Consider the following 22,086-nt stretch of genomic DNA (forward strand, 5'->3'; position numbering starts at 1 on the left):
AACTAAACTTAGGCGCCAGCTTCCTCAGTTGTTTCGGCCGGAGCAGCTGCTTCGGCCGTCTCGCCTTCAGTTTCGGCAACTGGCTCAGCAGCAGGAGTCTGCTTCTTGCGAATTGCTTCGGCACGAGCCTCTTTAACTTTGGTTTCGGCGGCAAGCTGCTGCTTGCGAGTCTCTTCCTTGGCAGTGCCCAGGCTTGTAAGCTTGCCTTCGATCTTCGCGTCTTTCTGCTCTTTCCAAGCAGTGAATCGCTCGTCAGCTACGTCCTGAGCGATGGCACCTTTGATAACACCTAGTTGGAGGTGCTTGCGGTATAATACACCCCGATACGAGAGCATAGCGCGCACCGTATCGGTCGGCTGGGCACCCTTCATGATCCAATCGAAAGCTTTTTCGCCGTCGAAGTTGATGGTAGCTGGGTTGGTATTCGGGTTGTAGGTACCGATTTTCTCGATGAAACGGCCATCGCGGGGGGCGCGGGCGTCGGCTACTACGATGTCAAATTGCGCGGCTTTCTTGCGGCCGCGGCGGGCGAGGCGGATTTTAACTGCCATAAACCTAGTTGGTTAAGCGACGGAACCCGTCCGTCTGATTGAAAGTGAGGCGCAAAGGTACGCACAACTGGCCCCAATTGAAACCCCTTTAATAAGATTCAACCTGATTACTTGGCTTTGTCACTTATTAAAAGGTAAAAGAAAGGGCTGCCTCGTTTCCGAAACAGCCTTTCTATTGGCTAAGATAAACTAAGCAGCAACGCGCACCGGAACTTGCTGCTTACGCTTGATTTTGATAACGCCCATCTTATCCATACTCCAGATGAACACGTAGGTAGGGTCAAACTCCCACCACTTCACACCGAAGTTGACGCGCAAGGGAAGCTTATGGTGGTTGTTCTGAAACAGTTCACCAAAAGCCAGAAAGTCCAGAGCCAGCGTATTCTTCGACTTATCGTGATTATCAAAGTTCTGATAGCCGTACTTGTGGCCACCCCAGTTCACGATAGCGCCGTGCAACGGGCCCATCAAAAAGTGAACCGGCAGCAATAGATACATCCACCAAGCGGTAGCAAAGTTGATGTAGAACAGCACGTAAGCTGTACCCCAGCCCAGACGTGAATACCACTGACTGCCGAAGCTTTCTACGGCTTCCCATACTGGATAATCACCTTCAAACCGCTCAGGAGCTTCTACGTTGTGCTTAAGCAGGTCAGTATAAATGACCTTCGTCTTCCACATCATCGCAAATGGGTTGGATGAGAAGTGGGGCGAGTGCGGGTCCATCTCGGTGTCGGAGTACGCGTGATGCATCCGATGCAGGATGGCATAGGCCCGCGGCGACAGGAACGAGGATCCCTGACAAGCGTACGTAAAGAGGTAGAAGAACTTCTCCCAGAACTTGTTCATCGTGAACATTTTATGCGCCGCGTAACGGTGTAGATAAAATGTCTGGGTGAACAGCGAAAGGTAGTAGTGGGCAACGAAGAAGACAAGTATGGGCATAAAGCAGGGGTGTTGGATATCAGAGGAGTCAGAACTAGAAGGTTGTTCGCAAAAGTCTACACGGTTGACTTTAGTTCAGATGTCGAGTACAAACCTACAGCCAGAGCTGCGTAGGGTCAATAAATAGACCGAAAAGGCCAAAATATTGTTCAGGTGCTATTTCACCCTGATTCAAGAACAAGTAAGCGTCATTACTGATACCTTAGGTTCTATTCTATTACAAAATCTTTGGCAGGCTCAACAGCAGTTGTTGTGACAGCTTTCAGTCATGATACTTACTCCTCAACTCACAAACGAACAAAAAGTTGGAAAAAGCTGAAAGCACTGGCTTTTAATAATATGCATTCGCTGCCTCCCAGTGCGCGATAGCCGGTAGCGGAGCCTCAAAAGTCATCAGCTCCTTGCTGACGGGGTGCGCCAGCTCCAGACGCCGAGCGTGTAAGGCGATACTCACATCAGGAAGAGGTGCCAAAAAGCCATATTTCACATCACCCACGATGGGCGTACCCAAACCGGTGGCGAGCTGCACCCTAATCTGATGTGGACGCCCCGTAATGGGGTTTACCTGAATGAGATAGCGCGAGCCAGCCTGACCTAATACTTCATAGTCCAGCTCGGAGCGCTGGCCCTGCGGATGCGCGGTGGAATATGCCTTGGTAACGTTGCGAATAGGATCTTTGACGAGCCAGTGCACTAAGTGGCCGTTGGCTGGCTCGGGGCGCTTGCCTACCAGCGCCCAATAGGTTTTGTGCACAGTATTGTCCCGGAACATCTCATTGAGGCGGCTCAGGGCTTTCGAGGTTTTAGCCAGGGCCACTACGCCGCTCACGGGTCTGTCCAGGCGGTGCGCCACACCTATGAAGGCCGCACCCGGCTTTTTGTATTTGAAACGCAGATACTCCGCGGCCTTTACCGATAACGGTTCGTCGCCGGTAGAGTCGCCTTGTACGAGCAAGCCGGCCGGCTTATTAATAATAAGCAGATGATTGTCTTCAAACAGAATCTCCTTCTGTTCTGACCATAAATTCGGACGAGTCACGCGGAATTAATTGACTAGTAATAATTATTAAAAAAGCCCCCCAGCACTATAACACTGAGGCCGAGGAGGGAAGAACGAACCGTTCTGGGAAATCTAGTAGGCTTCTTCGGACGAAGGAAAGTCTTGCGTTTTTACATCTTGAATGTAGCGCTGTACGGCATCGTGCATTACATCACCAATTTCGGCGTAGCGGCGCAGGAAACGGGGCTTAAACTCTTTGGTGATACCCAACATATCATGAACTACCAGCACCTGCCCGTCAACGTCGGGGCCAGCGCCGATACCGATAACCGGAATAGTGAGCGTTTCAGCAACCTGCTTAGCCAAAGCCGACGGGATTTTTTCCAGCACCAGTGCAAAGCATCCCAGCTCTTGCAGCAGCTGTGAGTCTTCAAGCAATTTTTGGGCCTCAGATTCTTCTTTGGCTCGCACGGTGTACGTACCGAATTTGTAAATGCTTTGGGGCGTGAGGCCTAGATGACCCATGACTGGGATACCAGCTGTAAGTATGCGCGTGATAGACTCCCGGATTTCAGCGCCGCCTTCCAGCTTCACGCCGTGCCCACCCGATTCTTTCATGATGCGAATGGCCGAGCGCAACGCCTCCGATGAATTGCCCTGATACGAGCCAAAAGGCATATCCACCACCACAAATGCCCGTTTTACGGCCCGCACCACGGAGGAAGCATGGTAAATCATCTGATCCAACGTGATGGGCAAAGTCGTTTCATGGCCGGCCATCACGTTGGAGGCCGAGTCGCCTACCAGCAGCACATCAATGCCCGCGCCGTCAAGCAGGGTGGCCATCGAAAAGTCGTAGGCCGTGAGCATAGCGATTTTCTCACCCCGCTGCTTCATGGCTAGCAACTGGTGGGTGGTCACAAGCTTAACTTCTTTGTGCTGGGACATGGGAGCGGAGAAATTTAGGAGAAGTTTTGGTGATGGTAGCGCGCCAATCCGTTCCGCGTCGAGCCGCAGGCGAGAATCCGATGTCGCGCAGACGCGTAGCCTCTTGCGGTGCCCGGCGCGGAACAGATTGCCGCGCTACGTGCATAATGGCCGCACAATGATACTAAAACGGTTCCAAGCGCGAGGATGGAAACTGAATTTGCCCCCCAGCCTTACCGATTCTGGAAAGTGCGGTTGCGGTTAAGCTTGAGGTCTTGCAGCAGACTTGATTTGGCGGCAATAGTTACGTTGTAGCCCTGGCGGATACCGAAGGGAAACCAACTGCCACTGATTTGCCAGCAGTGCAAATCACGGTAAAAATCGAGGGAAGTAAATGAAACCTGGTTGCTGCGGAAGTCATAGCCGCTACTGTAGCCGATACGCAGGTTCTGGGTGAGCTTCACCGAGCCGCTCAGGTTAAGTGATGCGACCGTAAGCGCGTCGGCGCGGGGTCGGTTGGGCCGGCCTGGTATTGGGCCTGGGTCTTGGTAGGTAGCACCAAAGGACGTGCTCAGCTCCCAGGGAATATCAAAGTCAACATAGTCCTCATACGGGTCGACGCGCACGGGATTACCCAATACAGGGTCATTAGCGGGGGCCACATCACGCTCCACGGTAGACTTTTTCGTGCCCGCCGCCGGATTAAACTGATAGCTTAAGTTCAGAGTAGCGGTGGTAAGCTGGGCCAGCCGCCGCTTCGGCTGATTGAAGAGGTATTCGTTGATAAACCGGCCTGTGGAGTCGCGTTGATAGAAGACAAAGCCGGCGTTCACCACGATGTTCAGCTTCTTGGCTACCTGGGTGCGGAACGTAACGGCCAGCGGTAGCAGGTTGAGCGAGTCGGCGGCAAAGTCGTAGCCGGTATTAAAGTCCAGCCCATCAATCAAGCTTACTTTCTCAAACGGAGTGGTGCCGGTCGTATCATTTTTGGAGCGGACCTTCATTTCTATCTGATTCTGTAATCCAACAGACAGCGCGCTGGAAGCCCGCCCATTCGGGTTGCCCGCCGTAGCCCCAATGAAGCGGCTGAACGCTATCGGATTGCGGGTGATGTCGTTCTGCTGGCCAAACTGGTTGTACAAGCGGCCTTGCGCATCGCGAAGAGCCCCCAAGTTCAGATTGGACTCGTAAAAATTGTCGTTTTGGGAAAAATTAGGGGTGTAGCTATAGCTAACCGACGGCGTGAGTTTGTGGCGAATAGCCTCAATTTTAGCCCCTTTTATCGGCACGATACCATAGATATTGGTCGATAGGCTGGCCCCGCCGGAATAATTGTACAAGCGGCCGAACTGAGAAACCGTGTCGATACGTACGGCCTGCGCATCGGGCTCGAACTTATAATTTAGACGTTTGAAATACCAGGATTCTCCGTAGTTGACCGTAGGGTTAAGACTCAGATACTTCAGGACTGTGTAGTTACCCAGGGTAATACCGAACTGGTGCTGTACAGTGGGCTGCGAATTATTTAGCAAAGGCGCCAGATTCGAGAAATCGAAGGGAATGGTACGGCCCTCACGCGTGCCGCCAATCACGGGAATAATGCCACCATTCAGCAAGCGAGGCTGCTCCAGGTTGCTTAGCTCATTGCGACCAATGAGGTTATAGGATATAGCGAACTGCTCGTAAAAAATCCCTTTAGGCTCCAGCCCGAACCACTGATACGGGTACTGCCGCGCTACCTGCACCGACACATCTGGCAGCACAAAATTCATGACACCCGTCTGGGTATTCTGATTCTGGCTGAGCTGAAGGGAATAGTTGATGGGCGAATTGCGAATCTGCTTTTGGTAGCTGATCGTGGAATTAAACGAAGGCGTGAGGTAGCGCCGCGTATCAAAGGAGTTTTGCTGGTTGTAATCGGTGCTGCCAGCCTGCACGCTCGCCGAAAAACGCCCCCCACCGGGCCGGGGAGTGGGCGTATGGTTCCAGTTGATCCAGATAGTCTTGGGGCTGCGCGGCCGCCGGAACTCTTGGTTGGTATTGAGCGCCTCCGAGCGCAGAATAAGATTAGCAGGGCGCTGCGTATAATCAATACTTAACAGGCCGTTGTAATTGTAGCGCTTGATGTACTGCATCTCGCCCCGCAAGGCAAAGCCGCCGAATGCCTCGGCATTGCCAGCATATACATCGCCGGTTAGGCGGAGGCCAATGTACTCATTGGGCGCGAAGTAGTAGCCACCATTACGCAGGAAAAAGCCCCGGTCGGCGGACTGCCCGAATGTGGGGAAAATAAGGCCCGATGCCCGACTTTTGCCCGGAGTTGGAAAGTAGCCGAAGAGAAAACCCAGCGGGGTCGGAATATCGCTTATCACGAGGTTGAAAGGGCCGGTTACCACTTTCTCCCCCGGAATTACCTTCATTTTGGTGGCGTTGATATGAAAGTGTGGATGCTCCAGATTACACGTCGTGTACTGCCCGTTGCGGCCGAAAATCTCGTTCAGCGCATTCTTCTTCACGATTCCAGCGTGCACGTAGCCTTCACCCTGCTGCGTAACGGCATCGGCAATTTTTCCCTTGCGCGTTTTGAAGTTGTAGTTGATAGAACCGGCCTGATAAAGCCCCCCAGCGTCTTTGAACACCGGCCGGCCCTGCACTTTGCCCGTGGAGTCGGGGGCACCGTTCGCCTTGAGCAGGTTTTGGCCGTAATCAACGGTAATGAGGGCCGCCTTTAACGATAAATCACCGTAGTCAACGTTAGCTTCATCGTAGAGATACGCGACCTTTTTCTGGACATCAAAACGAATGGAATCTTTCGCCGAATACTTAACCGTGGTTTTGATATCGCCCTTCACTTCGGCCCCAACGCGTAGGGAGTCGCCGGCTGCACTGGTATCAATAGCCGATACGAGGCGCGTTCCACGCGCTGCTCGGCTTGTGTCGGCTAGCACATTCGTCGTCTGGCGCCCGTCAGAGTTGACGCGTGGCACGACGGCGGGCACGGGGGTAGCCGGGCGTCGCTGTTGGCCCCAGGCGCCGCTGATACTCAGCACCAGCAGCACAACCGCCAGCAGCGGCACCAGCCGACCCGGATGGGGAAGTAGGCAAGAATAACTCAAGCGGAACGGCGCGGACAAGGCCACGTAGTTTTTATCGTTTATTTTGTGGCGATTTGCAAAGGTAGCGGGTAGCTACTCCAACTAACGAACTCTGTGCGGAATATTGTAGCTGTTTGTCTGGTGGGTCTGTTGTTTATTTCTGGCTCGTCGGTAGCCGTGGCCCCAGGCTCCACGGTTTTGCCCCCCAGGAAGTACCAACTACGCACTATAGTGCTGGATGCCGGCCATGGCGGAAAGGATAGAGGCTGCGCGGGCGTGTCGGCCCGTGAGGCGGCCGTGTCCCTGAAAATAATTCTGGAGCTGGGCCGGCTCATCGAAGCCAATGAACCCGATGTGAAGGTAGTGTACACCCGCAAGACCGATGTGTTCGTGGAGCTGGCCGACCGGGCCGGCATTGCCAATAAAAATAATGCCGACCTGTTTATCAGCGTGCACTGCAACGCGGGGCCATCTGCCGCTTACGGCACCGAGGTCTGGACGATGGGTACGGCCAAAACCGACGCTAATCTGGCCGTAGCCAAGCGTGAGAATGCAGTTATTTTACAGGAAGATAACTATAAAGCTCGCTACAGCGGCTTCGATCCCAACTCGCCCCAGAGTCATATCCTGTTCTCCCTGTTTCAGAGCGCCCACGTAGATAACAGCCTGCGCTTCGCGCAAAAGGTTGACTATCAGTTTAAAACAAAGGTGGGCCGGAAGTCGCGCGGGGTGAAGCAAGCTGGGTTTTTGGTGCTTTGGAAATCGACGATGCCGTCGTCTCTGATCGAAGTCGGGTTTTTGACCAACCGCAACGAGGAAAGCTACCTGAACGATAAATCGGGTCAGTCGTATATGGCCTCGGGTATATACCGGGCATTCCGGGATTATAAGAATGAGTTAGAAGCTATGAACGGGGACTAAAAGCCCCCCAATGGCATTTAACACCTTATTTGCCTGCTCCTCACCTTCCCTAACAGCTGACCCGACGTGTCAAAAGAAATCAAAGTAGCCCTGCTCGCTCTCGTGGCAATCGTAGCCCTTTACTTCGGGTTTACCTTCCTGAAAGGAAGCAATCTGTTCTCCTCCAGCCGCACGTTTCACGCCAAGTATGACAACGTGGACGGACTGGCCTTAGGCAACCCCGTTATCCTGAACGGGGTGAGAGTGGGGCAGGTGCGCGAAATGCACCTGGTACCGGAAGAAGGCAACCGGGTGCGCGTACAGTTCGAGCTGAACAAGGACATCGTGGTAGGCGACTCCACCGTGGCCAGCCTCTCGGGTACGCTGCTGGGCAGCAAGACCATTACGCTATTCATGGGCAAGAACTCGAAGATATATGACGGCGGGGAGGAGTTGAAGTCCTATACCGTAGCCAGTATTACCGATGCGTTTCAGGCCAAAGCTTTACCCGTGCTGGGGACCGTCGACTCGACCTTGATTAAGGTAAACAGCTTTCTGACCAAAGATGCCCGTGTAAGTCTGCAAGCGACGCTGCTCAACGCTCAGGGCTCGACGGAGGCGCTGAAAAACCTGCTGATTATGAATCAGCGCAACATCAACCAGATTACGACTAATATGGCCGAGCTGACCCGCTCGCTCAACGTAACAGAGCGTAAGTTCGACCGCCTGGCTACCAACCTGGCGCAAATCACGGACACGCTCAAAAATGCCCCCCTGAGCCAGACGGTGCGCAAAATGAATGCTACCGTGACGGAAGCTCAGGCTACCATGGCCTCGCTCAACCAGTCGTTGACCAGTACCAAAGGCTCGCTGGGCAAGCTTATCAATGATGACTCGCTCTATACCAACCTCAACGCCTCCGCTGCCAGCACCGACGCGCTGCTCGTTGACTTCAAGGCCAACCCCAAGCGCTACGTCAATTTCTCGCTAATCTCGTTTGGCGGCAAGGATAAAGCCAAGAAAGAAGTGACCAAAAAGCCTAACGGCGAAATAGAAACCGAGCAGAAAGTAAAATCTGATAGCCCGCAAACTATGGCTCCTGTCGACTCGGTCATTGCGCCAGTTAAATAAGGCGTCTGCCATTTTTAAGTACCTTTGAAATCCGCCTTCGGGCGGATTTTTTTGTGCCCTACCACCCAAATTTGCCCCCCAACACCCTTTTCCCACCCGCATGAATCTGGAGTTCAACAAAAACGAAGATCAAGTCAAACAACTCATTTTCCAACTCAGCCAGCGTCATAAGAAAGTAGCCTTGGGCGGCGGTGAAAAGCGCATCGAGGCCCACAAAGCCAAAGGCAAGCTCACGGCCCGCGAGCGGATAGCCTACTTGCTGGATGAAGGCGCGGAAACGGTAGAGATAGGGGCCTTTGCAGGCGAAGGTATGTACCAGGAGCATGGTGGCTGCCCCTCGGGCGGCGTGGTGGTGGTGATTGGCTACGTGAAAGGGCGGCAGTGCGTGGTAGTAGCCAACGATGCCACCGTGAAAGCGGGTGCTTGGTTTCCGATTACGGCCAAAAAGAACCTGCGGGCCCAGGAAATCAGCATCGAAAACAAGCTGCCCATTATCTACCTCGTCGATTCGGCGGGCGTGTACCTGCCGATGCAGGACGAGATTTTCCCCGATAAGGAACACTTCGGCCGCATTTTCCGCAACAATGCTGTGATGAGCAGCATGGGCATCGTGCAGCTGGCCGCCATTATGGGGCCTTGCGTGGCCGGGGGGGCTTATTTGCCTATCATGAGCGATGAGGCCATGATCGTGGACGGCACGGGCTCGGTATTTCTGGCGGGATCTTATTTGGTGAAATCGGCTATTGGTGAAAGCATCGACAACGAGACGCTGGGCGGCGCTACCACGCACTCCGAGATTTCGGGCGTGACTGACTATAAGTTTCAGAGCGACGAAGAGTGCCTCGACCATATTCGCAACATCTTTGATAAGATGGGGGGGCAGCCCACCGCCGGCTTCCACCGCGCCGCGCCCGCCGCGCCGGCCGAGAAGCCCGAGGAAATATATGGCCTGCTACCCGCCGACCGCGCCAAGCCCTACGATATGATGGATATTATCCGTCGCCTGGTGGATAACTCGGAGTTTGAGCCTTACAAAGACCTCTACGGCCAAACCCTTATCTGCGGGCTGGCGCGCATTGATGGCTGGGCGGTCGGAATTGTGGCCAACCAGCGCAAAATCGTGAAGTCGAAGAAAACGGGTATGCAGATGGGCGGCGTCATCTACTCCGACTCGGCCGACAAAGCGGCGCGCTTTATCATGAACTGCAACCAGAAGCGCATTCCGTTGGTGTTTCTGCACGATGTGTCGGGCTTCATGGTGGGCTCGCAAAGTGAGCACGGCGGCATCATCAAGGACGGCGCGAAGATGGTAAGCGCCATGAGCAACTCGGTGGTGCCCAAATTCACGGTTATCGTGGGTAATAGTTACGGGGCCGGCAACTACGCCATGTGCGGCAAAGCCTACGACCCGCGTCTCATCGTGGCCTGGCCCACGGCCCAACTGGCAGTAATGAGCGGAGCCGCCGCCGCCAATACGCTCCTCCAGATACAAGTAGCCAGCCTAAAAGCCAAAGGCGAAGAAATCACGCCCGAAGCCGAAAAGGAATTGCTCGACCGCATCAAGAACCGCTACGAGGAGCAACTCTCGCCTTACTACGCCGCCGCCCGCTTATGGGTAGACGCCGTAATTGACCCGCTGGAAACGCGCAAGGTAATTTCAATGGGTATTGATGCTGCGAACCATGCACCGATTGAGAAGGCGTTTAATGTGGGCGTTATTCAGGTATAAGAACATAATTGCTTATTGATTAAAATAATCTTTCATCGTTTTAGTTTAGTCCAACTTTAGTTATGATATCCTTTAGATTATCTTCAATTGGTAACGGTAGTAGTTTTCGTGGAACTGGATTTATCGTTAATAATAAGGCGTATTTTTTGGTCACAGCAAAACATTTGTTTTGCCCAAGCTCTACCTTAGATAAATATAGTGTTCCATCTATAAATAATTTGCTTGCTGAGGTATCGATATTGACCCCTGATGGTCTAATAGAAATTCATAAAGAGCTGCTAATAAGTTCTGATAAATTATCTATTAGGTATAATACATATAATTTAAGCGATACTAAAGTGTTGGACCTAGCAGTTTTAGAATTAAATGATACTCCAAGCGAATTGAAGAACAATGCTTTTCCTCTTCCATTGCTTAATGAAAATCTTAGTTTGAACTATGACGGTTTTTTGAAAATCACGGGTTTTTCAAGTAAAGTCGAAAATTGTCATTCTATATTAAGTTTTAAACTTGTAAAGGAAGTTCAAGATTTATTAGATGATTCTATATACTATTTCATGTTTAATGCTGAAGTAAATCTTAAAGGAATATCTGGTGCACCTATATTAAATTATGTTGAAGATGAGTGTATGAATTTGGATGGAGTTGTCGTAGGTCAAAACAATAAACATCCAACAATAGGCTATGGAATCAAGGCATTCTTTATAAAAGAAATAATTAACACATACCCTCCGCAGTCGCTCGGCTGCGCCGAGTGACGCTTACGCTTGAGCAGCTATGCTGCGAATCCGTCCGCGCCGCCCGGTAAACAATACCTTTCCACTCATGAAAAGGCTCTACATCATTGCTGGCTGCAACGGAGCTGGGAAAACCACAGCGGCCTTTGCCATGCTGCCGGGTTTGCTGGATTGCCACGAGTTTGTGAATGCCGATGAAATAGCGCGTGGACTTTCGCCTTTTCAGCCGGAAGCGGTGAGTGTGCAGGCTGGGCGGCTTATGCTCACGCGCTTGCAGGACTTGGTCGCGGCCGGAGAAAGTTTTGCATTAGAAACGACGCTGGCTACCCGAATCTATTTGCCGTTCATCAAAATGGCACGGGCGAAAGGGTATCACGTCAGTTTGTTCTTTTTCTGGCTTGACTCACCGGATTCGGCAGTACAGCGGGTGAGAATCAGAGTGCAGGAGGGAGGCCATAGTATTCCGGAGGCGGTAATCCGACGGCGCTACGAAGGCGGACTACGGCAGTTTTTCTCTCATTACCGAAGTACCGTCGATAAATGGGTATTCCTAGACAACTCGAATGGCATAGGACAAGTAATTGCCAGAGGTACTTCCAGCGAAGAAGTTGTATTAGATTCAAAACTGTGGCAGCACTTGACTATTACCTACCATGACTGATCAGGAAAAAAGTGATTGGGTTGACCGCCAGTTACAAGCAGGTCTAGTAGCCGCCTACGCCGCTATGCTGAACTTCAAGCGTTACAAAAAGACGCCCGTCATCGTGTCGCGCAACGGGCAGATTCTAGAGGTGCATCCTGATAAAATGCCCCCCGCAACTCAGGAAAATTAACTCAACTCTCCTCTGCGAGAATTAACGCTCGTGCCCACCGGAGTGAACATTCCAGCACCTTCTACGTGTTAATAAACAGGCAACCGGCGGCGGCGAAACCGTGTCGGTTGCTTTTATTTGCTACTTCGTGCTACTCGGGGCCGCTGCACACGCCCCGACCATCCGCTACATGACCAATAAAGAAATTAAAGCACTTATCTCGCTGCTCGACGACCCCGAAATTGCCCCCCAGATTGAGGAGCGGATTCAGGCATTGGGCGAAACGCTAATTCCCTTTCTGGAAGAATCGTGGGAGGAGAGCCTCGACCCGCGCCAGCAGCAGCGCCTGGAGGATCTGATTCACGATTTGCAATTTGATGGCCTGAAGCAGCGGCTGCGCGTGTGGCGCGATTCGGGCGGTGAAAACCTGCTTGAAGGCATGTGGCTGCTCAACTCCTACCAATATCCGGATGCCGATTTGCAGGCCCTGAATCGGGCTGTTGAGCAGCTGCGCTTTGAAGCCTGGACGCTGATGCGCCCTAACATGCACCCCACCGACCAGGTGCAGGTGCTTAACCATGTATTGTTCCGGGCGCATAAGCTAGGGGCCAACACGCAGAACTTTCATTCGCCGGCCAACTCCATGCTGCACCTGGTGTTGGAAACCAAGCGCGGCAATCCCCTTACGCTCTGCGTGATTTATATGCTGGTGGCGCAGCGGCTGAATTTGCCGGTTTATGGCGTGAATCTGCCCAATCTGTTTGTGCTCATGTATCAGTCGCAAAGTCAGATTTCGGAGCCGTTTTATATCAACTGCTACAACCGTGGCCTTATCCTCTCGCGCACCGATATTGAGCACTACGTGGCGCAACTGAACCTATCGCCCAACGATATTTTCTATATGCCCTGCTCGCACCTCGACATCGTGCGCCGGGCGTTGCGCAACCTGGTTATGAGCTTCGAGAAGCTGCAAGAGCCCGCCAAAGCCACCGAAGTGAGCAAGCTTCTCGCCATCCTGACCGATGAAATAGCTCCCCTAACTGATATTGACCCTAAGGAATAAGTAAAAAGGTGGTAGTACGATTCCAAAGCCGTACTGCCACTAGCGTAGGCCCATCTTTGATTGGCTTTTCCATCACTTCAACGACAGTAGTCCTATGACTTTGGAGTTGTAGGACCACAAAAAAGCCCCCCGGCAAAGCGCTGGGGGGCTTTTTCTTGTGAATAAGCTAACCGATTTACATTTTTTTAATCAAACAGCCTGCTGCTCGCTTATCGGCTACGCCAGCGGGCCTGCCGGCCAGGATATTATCCAGCGCCTGAGCTACGTAGTGTTCTTTGGCGTAGGCTTCTATCTGGGCGTTATTGTCGATAGCACCTTTATAACGCACCGCAAATCCCTTTTCGACGGGCTGCAATATCACGACCTCCGGCGTTTTGGTAGCGCCCAGCAGGGAGCTTACTTTCTGGCCTTCATCGGTGAGGTAAGGATAGTCGTCGGTGCCAGTGGTTTTCATCTTCAGCTTATCGGCGTCGATAGCATCAGCCGTAGCCTCCAGATTAATGGGCGCATTAATAAACAAAAACTGCACGCCTTTGCCGCTGTAAGTTGCATTCAGGGCGCTGAGCCGGCTTTGATAGAGCTTGGAAAAGGCGCAGTTAGGATTTACGAATACAACCACAACAGCCTTATTGCTGGCATAGCTGCTCAGCGTAATGGTGGCATTAGTGGGGCTGGTGAGGCTGAAGTCATTGACGGTGCGGCCATCCTGCGCCTTGGCCACACTTACCGCAATGGTACAGAAGAGCAGGGCCGTGGCGGCAAGAATGGAAATACGGCGAAAGAGCATGGGTGGGAAGTTTAGGAAGTAGAATCGAAGCGCCAAATCTTACTAAGTAGATTTTTATGTCTTTAACTAGATGAAGCAGGCAAAACTCAGCCGTGTGTAGCATCTTCAACGCAATACGTTAGCACGTAGTCGGTTGCTAAGCGTTGATAGGAAATTTGGTGTTGGCTGCGGAAGTTTTCGAGTAGCAGGTGCCCCGTCAAAACACCTGCCTCCCGCAGCTCAAACGGGTTGAGCAACAATTGCTCTTTAAACACCACGCCCCGGCGACTATGCAGCTTATACAATGTCTCTTTGGCACTCCAATAGAGACTATATTTAGCTAAGTCATCGCCGGCATTGGCTCTTTCAGTTTCAGCTAGAAACCGGGTCGCCAAGTGTTGCGCTTTGGGTCTTATCAGTTCAACATCTGTGCCAACGCGCCCTTGAGCCGCTACAATTCCTGCTACCCACTCCCCCGAATGTGACAATGAAACCGCAAAATCAGGCAATTGCTCCAGATAAGGACGGCCGTTCACGTCATTTAGCAGGAGGGCGTGGACAGAGGTTAGCTTGCGCAAAAGCGTATGCGTCAGCGCCCGCCCCGCCAGCCACTGCGCCTGGCGGGTTAAATCGCGCACTGCCGGCTGCTGCGAAGCATAGTGCGCGGAGTGGGGGAGAAGAGAATGTAGCGCGGGGGGCATTTCCGTAAGATGCCACAGCCCTAGTAACGCATGTTCGGAAAGCGGCGTGAGGGAGTATAGAGGCATGATTTATTGAGGAATTAGAACGTCATGTCGCGCGCAGCAAAGCAAGACCGCCTGCTTATTGCGGACTTGGTTAAAAGCAGGACTCCAATTGCTTAGAAAAATCAACTGCAAGTTGTTTCTCTAGAGGCTTGAAAAAACCACTGTAATTTCGCCCTAAATTTTTACCTCGTCCATGCCGTTGATTTCTCGTCCGCAAGTGCAGAAACTGGCTACCCTCAGTGGCCACCGCGACTGCGTGTATGCCTTGGCCGGCGCCGCTGAGGAAGATCGTTTCTTTTCGGCTGGCACCGATGGAATGGTCGCCGTGTGGAGCATTGATGACCTCACGCGCGATGGGGAGCTGGTAGCTCGGGTCGAAAATTCGGTATATGCCCTGCACTACCTGCCTGAACGAGGATTGTTGGTGCTGGGGCACAATTTTCAGGGCGTGCAGGCTATTGCGTTAGCCGAAAGAAAGCTGGTGCATAGCACGGCTCTGCCACCAGTTGCCATCTTCGATGTTGCGTATTCCGCGCCCCGGCAGCGCTTGTACGTGGCCCTCGGCAATGGGGTGCTGGCCGTGTTGCGAGCCACTGATTTTGCGCTGGAAAAGCTAATTTCTCTCAGCGAGAAAAGCCTGCGCTGCCTGGCATTGCACGAGGAGCGCGGCGAATTGGCCGTGGGTGGCAGCGATACAGCGGTGCGTATTCTGGATGCTGATTCGCTGGCCGTGAAGTATACGCTTACAGGTCATAGCAACTCAGTATTTACCGCTGCTTACTCGCCCGATGGTCAGCAGCTACTGACGGCCGGCCGCGATGCTCACTTGCGCACCTGGGCCGTGGGGGGCAATTATGCCGAAGTAGGCAGCATCGTGGCCCACATGTTTACCATTAACCACCTGCTATTCAGCCCCGACGGATTGCTGCTGGCTACGTGCAGTATGGACAAGTCCATTAAGGTGTGGGAGGCCGAAACCGGACGCTTGCTGCGGGTGGTGGATAAGGCCCGGCACGCGGGCCACGGCACTTCCGTCAACAAGTTATTTTGGTCGGGGAGGCAGAATCGGCTAGTTTCGTGTAGCGACGACCGCAGCCTGGCGGTTTGGCAATTGACAATGAGCAGTGAGCAATGAAGAATTGGTCAACTAGCCGCGTGGCGGCATCATATCCGTGGTTCGTAGTGCTGGCTGCATTGCAACCGCCGTACCGCGGCCAATCGATTCACTGCTCACTGTCAATGGCTCGACTCTTAATTACTCCTTGAAATGAAAATAACCGCCCTTGATATTCGGCAGAAAACCTTTGAAAAAGCCTTCCGCGGCGTTGATAAGGACGAAGTACAAGCCTTCCTGATCACGCTCTCGCAGCAATGGGAGCGCATGGGCGACGAAAACCGGGAATTACGCCTGAAGCTGGAGCACGCTACCCACGACGTGCAGAAGATGCGCGAGGTAGAAACCAGCCTCTACCGCACCCTCAAAACGGCCGAAGACACGGGCAACAGCATCACTGAGCAGTCGCAGCGCGATGCTGACTTGCGGGTTCGCGAAGCGCAGCTCAAAGCGGATCAGCTGCTAAGCGAGGCCCGGCAGGAGGCGCGTCGGTTGGTAGAAGAAGCTACCCGCGAAGCTGAGAAAAGCGTGGCAGCTATGCGCACCGAAGTCAATAGCCTGGGGCAAGAGTGTCATCGGCTGGAAAACCAGATGGAAAACCTCGTGCGCGATTTGCAACACCTGGCTTCTGACGCGCTGGAGAAAGTAGCAAAGGCGAAAGCCCGACCTAAAACAAAGGCCGCCGCCATCCTTTCGCGGGTCGAGAGCGTACAGGGTAGCAGGACCGAACCTTCACCCCAAAATGACTCTGCCATGCGTGTATCTTCTGCTTCTACTTCGTCGGCTGCTGCGGTAGCTGGCGCTTCCAGCGCCGTCCTGGGGGGCATTTCGGTGGCCGAATCCCGCCCCATTGGCCCTCAGCCCGGTAACTATAACCCTAAACCCGGCCAGCAGCCCGACCCCGGTGCGCCAGCCCAAACGCCCGGCCCCGATATTCGGCCCAGCTCGCCCGATGAAAACCCCGGCAAAGCCGACCCTTCGCGTATCTACCAGCCGGAGCCTTCGCGCGTCCCGGCGCCCGGCGCACCCGATATTGAGCGTCCAATGCCCGACATTCAACCCGTAGGACCCAGCCACCCCGAGATTATGCCGCCTTCGCCGGCCACGCATCCGGGTATGGCTACCGCGGCCTCAGTCGAAAAATCGTTTTTCGACGAGATCTAATCTCAGCCACGACTGAAAAAAGCGCAAGGCCCGCAAGCTATGCCGGGCCTTGCGCTTTTTACGCCCACACCTCTCTGGTCATTTCAGGGCATTACGCCACTATTAATCACGTACTATCATGGAACAAATCGCGCTGGAGGGCATGGAGTTCTTTGCTTTTCACGGCTATTATGATGAGGAGCAGAAGATCGGGAATAAGTACGGCGTAGACCTGTACATCCAAACTGACCTGCACGCGGCCGGTGCTTCTGATAAGTTGCAGGAAACCGTAAACTACGAGGTACTCTACCGCCTGGTAGCAGAAGAGATGCTGGCCCCGGCGCGGCTACTGGAGCATGTGGGGCATCGGGTAATGGACCGCATTCTAACCCAGTTTCCGCATGTGTACACCGTGAAAGTATGCGTATCGAAGTTCAACCCACCACTGGGGGGCATTTGCCGCCGGGCACGCATTACTCTCAAGCGCAAACGAGCCCAAAATGCCCCCCAGAACCCAGAAAAGTAGAAAAAACGTTTACTGTCAGCTTGCTAAACATAAAAAAGGCGACTAGTTATGGTCGCCTTTTTTATGTTTAGCAAGCTGACAGCTGCTCACCGCTTACGCGTTTCTGTTCGGATTATTAGGATTATTAGGGTTGTTGGTATTCGTGGTATTTTTGGTCGAATCGTTAATCTGCTCGATATCCACTTCCGTTTTGCGCACCGTGTCCCGAATAGTTTCTTCCCGCTCGGTCACTTCTTTTCCAAGGCTGATTTCTTCCACCACGCGGGCTTCTTTGCCTACTACGGCACGTTCCGCACTCTCCGTGATTTCAATTTCACCTTCTTTGAAGGCGGCAAAATCTGCTTCCGTAGCCGGACGGTTTACGGCGTTGCGCTCTACTTTTACGTGCTCCTCACGCAGGCGTAGATGCTCCTCTACGGGGCGCTCCACGATCCGGCTGCGCAAACGCACCCCCCCTGTTTGCTCCACGCGCTTATCTACTTGCAACTGCTCTTCCATCACTTTCATCGAGTCGGTTTGGCCGGTTTGGTCAGTGTCAGACTGAGCACCCGCATAGGAATTGCCGGAAGTGCCAGCATTGTGTTGCGAAGCCATATCATCAACATCTACCGCGCCGTAATTATCAAGAAAGTCGCGAGCCCGCTCAGCTTCCGCGGCTGACTGGGCATGTACCGTTACCAATGATTTACCGCTCCGCACTACGTTTGAGTAGTTGCTGGCCGTACTGTTGTCGTCGCTGCCAAACAGGTTGCTGAAAAAATTGCCAATGCTGTCGCCCACATTATCTGCGGCCGCTTCGGCGCGGGTGCCAGTGGTATTAGTGCTGGTGCTGGCACCAGAGTTATAATTGCTGCCGGAATCACTGCCCTGATTATATGGCGCTACGTCCACGAAATCACGCTGAAATCCATTCTGCTCAAGTTGCTGTACCGCACGCTGGGCTTCAGCGGCAGTGTTGAATACTCCTACTACGGTATGTGCCATGATATTAAGGTATTAGGATTGGGGATGAATGAAAGAAAGATTGATAGGTTGGTAAAGGGTAAAGTCTAGGTAGTGGGGTCGGAGGGGGAGGTGGGATCAGGCGCTATGCGCTGCAAATGAATTTCCTCCTTGCGTAGCGTTATTTGTTGGGGCGTACGCGTTTCCGTCTGGTGCTTTGTAATGCGTACTTCTTCTACTAATAGCAGCCGTTTTTCAACGACTAACACTTCCCTTAAAATGGGCATTATCATCGTGTCGCCCTCGTAGCGGACCGCTGGCGGAGTAGCTACATATTGATTGATGGTGACACGCTCTACGTTTACTTCTTCCTGAATAACGGGTACATCTACCACGCGCTGTTCTTCCTGCACCGTCTTCGATACCCGAATTCGGCCAGTCTCCACCACATCCTTCCCGATCTGCAACTGCTCCTCCACCACGGGAATTGTGACGCGGGGATCAGGCACCTGATAAGGCTGTTGGTTGTCGAATTGATTAGTGGAAGGCTCCATAGGCGAAAGCGCTGATAGCCGTGGGTTAGGTTGTGATACTCAGACAATAAATAATACGGGGTGTCTTTGGCTAAGTTGAAAATTGATGAAAAATTATTCCTGTTTTTTTACTAAAGCTCGACACTAACAATATTGGTTTTGTCATATAAAAACATTTAAATAGGGTTACATAAATATTGTAATTTGTTAGATGTCAAATGCTTATATTATAATTGTCTAAAATCCAGTGCCGCTGAGGTTGACTTTAATATTCACGGTTAAATCTAAACCCATAGATAGACATGCCATGCGACTTATCTTATCGGATTGATTGACTGTCATAAAACCGAAGGCCGCAACAATCCACTTACTTACGTGACTTTGAAGGCCCGGACAAGTGATGAGTAACCGCTGGGAATGGTATACGAAATTATTCGTATATAAAGCTTGCTAGTACGATAGCTTTCGTATACGTTTGTCATACGAATTCCTTCGTACTACTATAACTTTCAGAATCAATGAGCAAGCTACCCCTTCCCAAACCAACCGAATCGGAACTGGAGATCCTGCAGGTACTCTGGCAGCACGGCCCCACCACCGTCCGCCTCGTGAACGACGAGCTGAGCCGCAAGCGCGACGTGGGCTACACTACTACCCTGAAGCTGCTGCAGCTCATGCTCGACAAGGGCCTCGTGCTCCGCGACGATGAGAGCCGCACCCATGTGTACCGCGCCGCCGTGCGCGAGGAGGAAACCCAAGGCCTGCTCATCGACCGCCTCCTGGACGCGGCCTTTGGCGGCTCGGCCCTCAAGCTGGTAGTGCAGGCCTTGGGCCACCAGCGTACCTCACCGGCCGAGCTGGACCAGATCCGGAACCTGCTCAACGATATGGAGCAACAGAAAAACGCAGCCGAGAAAGGAGGGACTGATGAGCTGGCTTGAGCATCTTTTATCGCCGGCCATCGTTCGGGCGTTGGGCTGGACCCTCGTGCACTCGCTGTGGCAAGGAGCCGTGGTGGCATTGACTTTAGCCGGGCTGCTGCTATTGTTGCGGCAGCACACGGCGCGCATTCGCTACCGGGTGGCGGGTGTGGCCCTGGTCGCGCTGCTGGGCTTGGCGGTAGTTACATTTAGCCGGTATTATCTGGCCGAAAATCCCGATGCTAAGGTAGTGCCAACTGCCTTGGCTACGACGGCCAACGCTCCAGCGTCCGTTTCAACCAATCTGGGGGGCAATTTCCCCTTGGTTTACGCACTTGATAAGCGCCTGACAGCTGCCGTACCCGTACAGCCAGCTACACCCGCTGCCGCTGCTGCGTCGTGGCTGCCGTACTTCGACCAGCACCTGCCCTTGATCGTAGCGGCCTGGCTGCTGGGCTTACTGGCCATGACGCTGCGTTTTTTGGGCGGGCTGGCCTACCTGGACCGCTTGCGGCACTACCGCGTGCGGCCCCTGCCGGCCGAGTGGCAGCGCCGACTGGCGGCGCTGGGCAATCGGGCGGGGCTGCGCCGGACAGTGGCCCTGCTGGAATCGGCGCTGGTGAAGGCGCCGCTGGTGGCCGGTCACCTGCGGCCCGTTATTTTGCTGCCACTGGGCACCATTTCGGGCCTGAGCCAGGCGCACCTGGAGGCAATTCTGGCACACGAGCTGGCCCATATTATCCGGCGCGACTACCTGATGAACCTCGTGCAGTCCATTACCGAGATTCTCTTTTTCTATCATCCCGGCGTTTGGTTCGTGAATGCCTGCCTGCGCACCGAGCGCGAAAACTGCTGCGACGACATGGCTACGGCCCTGTGTGGCAGCCCGCTGACGCTGGCGCTGGCGCTTACCGGACTAGCCGAGCTGGGCCACGACCGCTTTGCCACCCCGCGACTGGCGGTGGCCGCCGTCGGGCCCGATGGCTCGCTGCTGGGCCGGGTGCGGCGGTTGGTGCAGCGCCGTTCGGCTCCCACGTTCTCCGAAGGCTTTATGGCGGCCGTGGTAGTGCTGGGTGGCATCGTGCTGCTGGGCGTGAGTACGGCTTTCTCCATGGCTGATCCGCACTTCAAGAACAGCCGGAATGAAACGATGGCAGTCGGCAATACCTGGCGGGCCGACTTGTTGCCGGGCCTGCTGGTAGTGCCTCCCATCACCAAAATTGCCCCCCAGGGCCCTTTGCGTGAGACAGTAGAAGGAAGCGATAAAGACAAGGACAAGGACAAAAAGAAGCGCCGGCGGAAGGACGATAACAACCGTATGGTTATCATCCAGGATGGCGCGCGGGGCCGGCGTGAGGAGGGCACCATCGTGCTGGAGCGCGACAAAAAAGGTCGCCTGACGGAGGTGATTGTTGATGGCCAGCGCATTGATAGCCAGGCGTTGGGCAAAGCGCAAAAGAGAAATAAAGCCGATGGGACGCAGGTTATTCGCCTCAGCACAGGCAGCTCCACCCGCTTGTACGGCCGAGCTGACGCCCGAATCGATTCGGGCTTGGCCAGCTCCGTCTTGTCCGACCTGGACCAAAACGAGCTGCGCCGCTCGCTACGGGAGCTCACGGTGGACACCGAGAGGATGACGCGCGACCTGGGAAATCTTAATCTGCGGGGCAGCGCGCAAGTAGTTGACGACGAAAGAATCCGTAGCCAGGCGCTGCGGTCGGCGGAGCTGGGCCTGCGCGCGGCCGAGCGCCGGGCCACCAATGAGACGGAGCGGGAAAAGATCAGAGAGCAGCTGGAAAATATCCGGCAGGAGCGCGAACAAGTGCAGGAAGCCGTTCAGTCCGAGCGGGAAGCGGCCCAGGCTGAACGAGAGACGGTTCGCGCCGAGCGAGAAGCCTCCCGTGCCGAGCGCGACGCCCGCAACCGCGCGGCCGACGAGGCCCTCATCGCCGAGCTGCTCAAAGACGGCCTGATCAAGGATCGGCAGAATTTTCAGCTGATGATGAATGCCACCGAGCTGCGCGTGAACGGCGAAAAGCAGTCGGCCGCGGCGTATGCCAAATACCGCAAGCTGTACGAAGAGGGCACCGGACGCGCCATCAGCCCCTCGGGCTCCGTGCTGCTGACGTACAGCGGCAGCAACGTGAACCGCGTCCATTCCAGTGGCCCCAATGCCAGGGCCAGCACCTTCAGCGCGCCGCCCGCGCCGCCGCTGCCCCCCACGCCTCCCAATCCGCCCCGGGCGCCCCGGCCGCCGCGCCCACCCCGCGCCGCCACCTTTGGGTCCGTGGACCTGGGCAGTCAGCTGCGGGCTGATGGGCTGATTGGCCAGAACGACAAGTCGTACCAGTTTCAGCTCAACGACAAGGGCCTGACCGTGAACGGCAAGCGCCAGCCCGAGGCAGTAGCCAGCCGCTACCGCCAACTGCTGGACAAGCACGGGCGCGGCCAGAAGTTCAACATGACCGTCAACGTGCAGGAATAGAGGATAAGGAAACAACGATAT

21 protein-coding genes are annotated in these 22,086 nt (G+C 54.1%); 12 read left to right on the plus strand and 9 right to left on the minus strand.

The genetic code is table 11. The annotated features are described in order from the left end of the window. Positions 1–8 precede the first annotated feature (8 nt). From B9A24_RS12780 to B9A24_RS12800, 5 genes are all read right to left on the minus strand, one after another. Positions 9–551 carry a 30S ribosomal protein S16 gene (locus B9A24_RS12780; RefSeq protein WP_084446412.1) on the minus strand — a complete coding sequence of 181 codons (543 nt, stop codon included), beginning with the start codon at positions 549–551 and terminating at the stop codon, positions 9–11. A gap of 189 nt (positions 552–740) precedes the next feature. Then, positions 741–1,496, minus strand: a complete 756-nt coding sequence (locus B9A24_RS12785; RefSeq protein WP_084446413.1) for an acyl-CoA desaturase — start codon at positions 1,494–1,496, stop codon at positions 741–743. 331 nt (positions 1,497–1,827) lie between these two features. Then, positions 1,828–2,535 (minus strand): RluA family pseudouridine synthase, encoded by a 708-nt coding sequence (locus tag B9A24_RS12790; RefSeq protein WP_084446414.1) that lies wholly within the window; start codon positions 2,533–2,535, stop codon positions 1,828–1,830. 93 nt (positions 2,536–2,628) lie between these two features. Further along, entirely contained in the window at positions 2,629–3,444 is an 816-nt protein-coding gene (gene panB, locus B9A24_RS12795) for a 3-methyl-2-oxobutanoate hydroxymethyltransferase (protein ID WP_084446415.1), read from the minus strand. 212 nt (positions 3,445–3,656) lie between these two features. Then, positions 3,657–6,539 (minus strand): putative LPS assembly protein LptD, encoded by a 2,883-nt coding sequence (locus B9A24_RS12800; RefSeq protein WP_143434926.1) that lies wholly within the window; start codon positions 6,537–6,539, stop codon positions 3,657–3,659. Between the two features lie 93 nt (positions 6,540–6,632). Between B9A24_RS12800 and B9A24_RS12805 the strand changes: the two genes are divergently transcribed. From B9A24_RS12805 to B9A24_RS12835, 7 genes are all read left to right on the plus strand, one after another. Continuing rightward, entirely contained in the window at positions 6,633–7,439 is an 807-nt protein-coding gene (locus tag B9A24_RS12805) for an N-acetylmuramoyl-L-alanine amidase family protein (RefSeq protein WP_084446417.1), read from the plus strand. Positions 7,440–7,505: 66 nt separating this feature from the next. Further along, positions 7,506–8,549, plus strand: coding sequence for an MlaD family protein (locus tag B9A24_RS12810; protein ID WP_084446418.1), 1,044 nt, complete (start codon positions 7,506–7,508; stop codon positions 8,547–8,549). A gap of 100 nt (positions 8,550–8,649) precedes the next feature. Then, complete coding sequence (locus tag B9A24_RS12815; RefSeq protein ID WP_084446419.1) at positions 8,650–10,278, plus strand: acyl-CoA carboxylase subunit beta; 1,629 nt, start codon at positions 8,650–8,652, stop codon at positions 10,276–10,278. Between the two features lie 62 nt (positions 10,279–10,340). Further along, complete coding sequence (locus B9A24_RS12820) at positions 10,341–11,036, plus strand: serine protease family protein (protein WP_143434927.1); 696 nt, start codon at positions 10,341–10,343, stop codon at positions 11,034–11,036. Positions 11,037–11,103: 67 nt separating this feature from the next. Next, the gene (locus B9A24_RS12825; RefSeq protein ID WP_084446421.1) at positions 11,104–11,676 is read left to right on the plus strand and encodes an ATPase; all 573 of its coding nucleotides are present in this window, start codon (positions 11,104–11,106) and stop codon (positions 11,674–11,676) included. After that, entirely contained in the window at positions 11,669–11,848 is a 180-nt protein-coding gene (locus tag B9A24_RS12830) for a hypothetical protein (protein WP_084446422.1), read from the plus strand. The genes B9A24_RS12825 and B9A24_RS12830 overlap by 8 nt, the downstream gene beginning before the upstream one ends. Positions 11,849–12,017: 169 nt before the next feature. Next, positions 12,018–12,890, plus strand: coding sequence for a transglutaminase-like domain-containing protein (locus B9A24_RS12835; protein WP_084446423.1), 873 nt, complete (start codon positions 12,018–12,020; stop codon positions 12,888–12,890). Between the two features lie 175 nt (positions 12,891–13,065). Here B9A24_RS12835 and B9A24_RS12840 read toward each other — a convergent pair whose 3' ends face one another. After that, positions 13,066–13,677 carry a redoxin domain-containing protein gene (locus tag B9A24_RS12840; RefSeq protein WP_084446424.1) on the minus strand — a complete coding sequence of 204 codons (612 nt, stop codon included), beginning with the start codon at positions 13,675–13,677 and terminating at the stop codon, positions 13,066–13,068. 86 nt (positions 13,678–13,763) lie between these two features. Then, a complete protein-coding gene (locus B9A24_RS12845) occupies positions 13,764–14,294 on the minus strand; it encodes a 4'-phosphopantetheinyl transferase superfamily protein (protein ID WP_159452040.1) in 531 nt (176 codons plus the stop codon). Positions 14,295–14,595: 301 nt separating this feature from the next. Between B9A24_RS12845 and B9A24_RS12850 the strand changes: the two genes are divergently transcribed. The 3 genes from B9A24_RS12850 to folB all read left to right on the plus strand — a co-directional run bounded on the left by B9A24_RS12850 (position 14,596) and on the right by folB (position 17,185). Beyond that, positions 14,596–15,537: a WD40 repeat domain-containing protein gene (locus tag B9A24_RS12850; protein ID WP_084446426.1), complete on the plus strand. Its 942-nt coding sequence runs from the start codon at positions 14,596–14,598 to the stop codon at positions 15,535–15,537. Between the two features lie 132 nt (positions 15,538–15,669). Next, positions 15,670–16,680 (plus strand): DivIVA domain-containing protein, encoded by a 1,011-nt coding sequence (locus tag B9A24_RS12855; RefSeq protein WP_084446427.1) that lies wholly within the window; start codon positions 15,670–15,672, stop codon positions 16,678–16,680. 118 nt (positions 16,681–16,798) lie between these two features. Next, positions 16,799–17,185: a dihydroneopterin aldolase gene (gene folB / locus B9A24_RS12860; protein ID WP_084446428.1), complete on the plus strand. Its 387-nt coding sequence runs from the start codon at positions 16,799–16,801 to the stop codon at positions 17,183–17,185. Between the two features lie 93 nt (positions 17,186–17,278). Here the strand turns inward: folB and B9A24_RS12865 are convergent, their stop codons facing one another. Both B9A24_RS12865 and B9A24_RS12870 read right to left on the minus strand, forming a co-directional pair. Beyond that, the gene (locus tag B9A24_RS12865) at positions 17,279–18,169 is read right to left on the minus strand and encodes a YsnF/AvaK domain-containing protein (RefSeq protein WP_084446429.1); all 891 of its coding nucleotides are present in this window, start codon (positions 18,167–18,169) and stop codon (positions 17,279–17,281) included. A gap of 65 nt (positions 18,170–18,234) precedes the next feature. Continuing rightward, positions 18,235–18,681, minus strand: coding sequence for a YsnF/AvaK domain-containing protein (locus B9A24_RS12870; protein WP_084446430.1), 447 nt, complete (start codon positions 18,679–18,681; stop codon positions 18,235–18,237). A 497-nt stretch (positions 18,682–19,178) separates the two neighbouring features. On the opposite strand from B9A24_RS12870, the gene B9A24_RS12875 reads away from it, so the two are divergent. Next, the gene (locus B9A24_RS12875; RefSeq protein ID WP_084446431.1) at positions 19,179–19,601 is read left to right on the plus strand and encodes a BlaI/MecI/CopY family transcriptional regulator; all 423 of its coding nucleotides are present in this window, start codon (positions 19,179–19,181) and stop codon (positions 19,599–19,601) included. After that, entirely contained in the window at positions 19,588–22,065 is a 2,478-nt protein-coding gene (locus B9A24_RS12880; protein WP_084446432.1) for a M56 family metallopeptidase, read from the plus strand. The genes B9A24_RS12875 and B9A24_RS12880 overlap by 14 nt, the downstream gene beginning before the upstream one ends. Positions 22,066–22,086: the final 21 nt, after the last annotated feature.

Source organism: Hymenobacter roseosalivarius DSM 11622 (assembly GCF_900176135.1).
GTDB classification, from domain to species: Bacteria; Bacteroidota; Bacteroidia; order Cytophagales; family Hymenobacteraceae; genus Hymenobacter; species Hymenobacter roseosalivarius.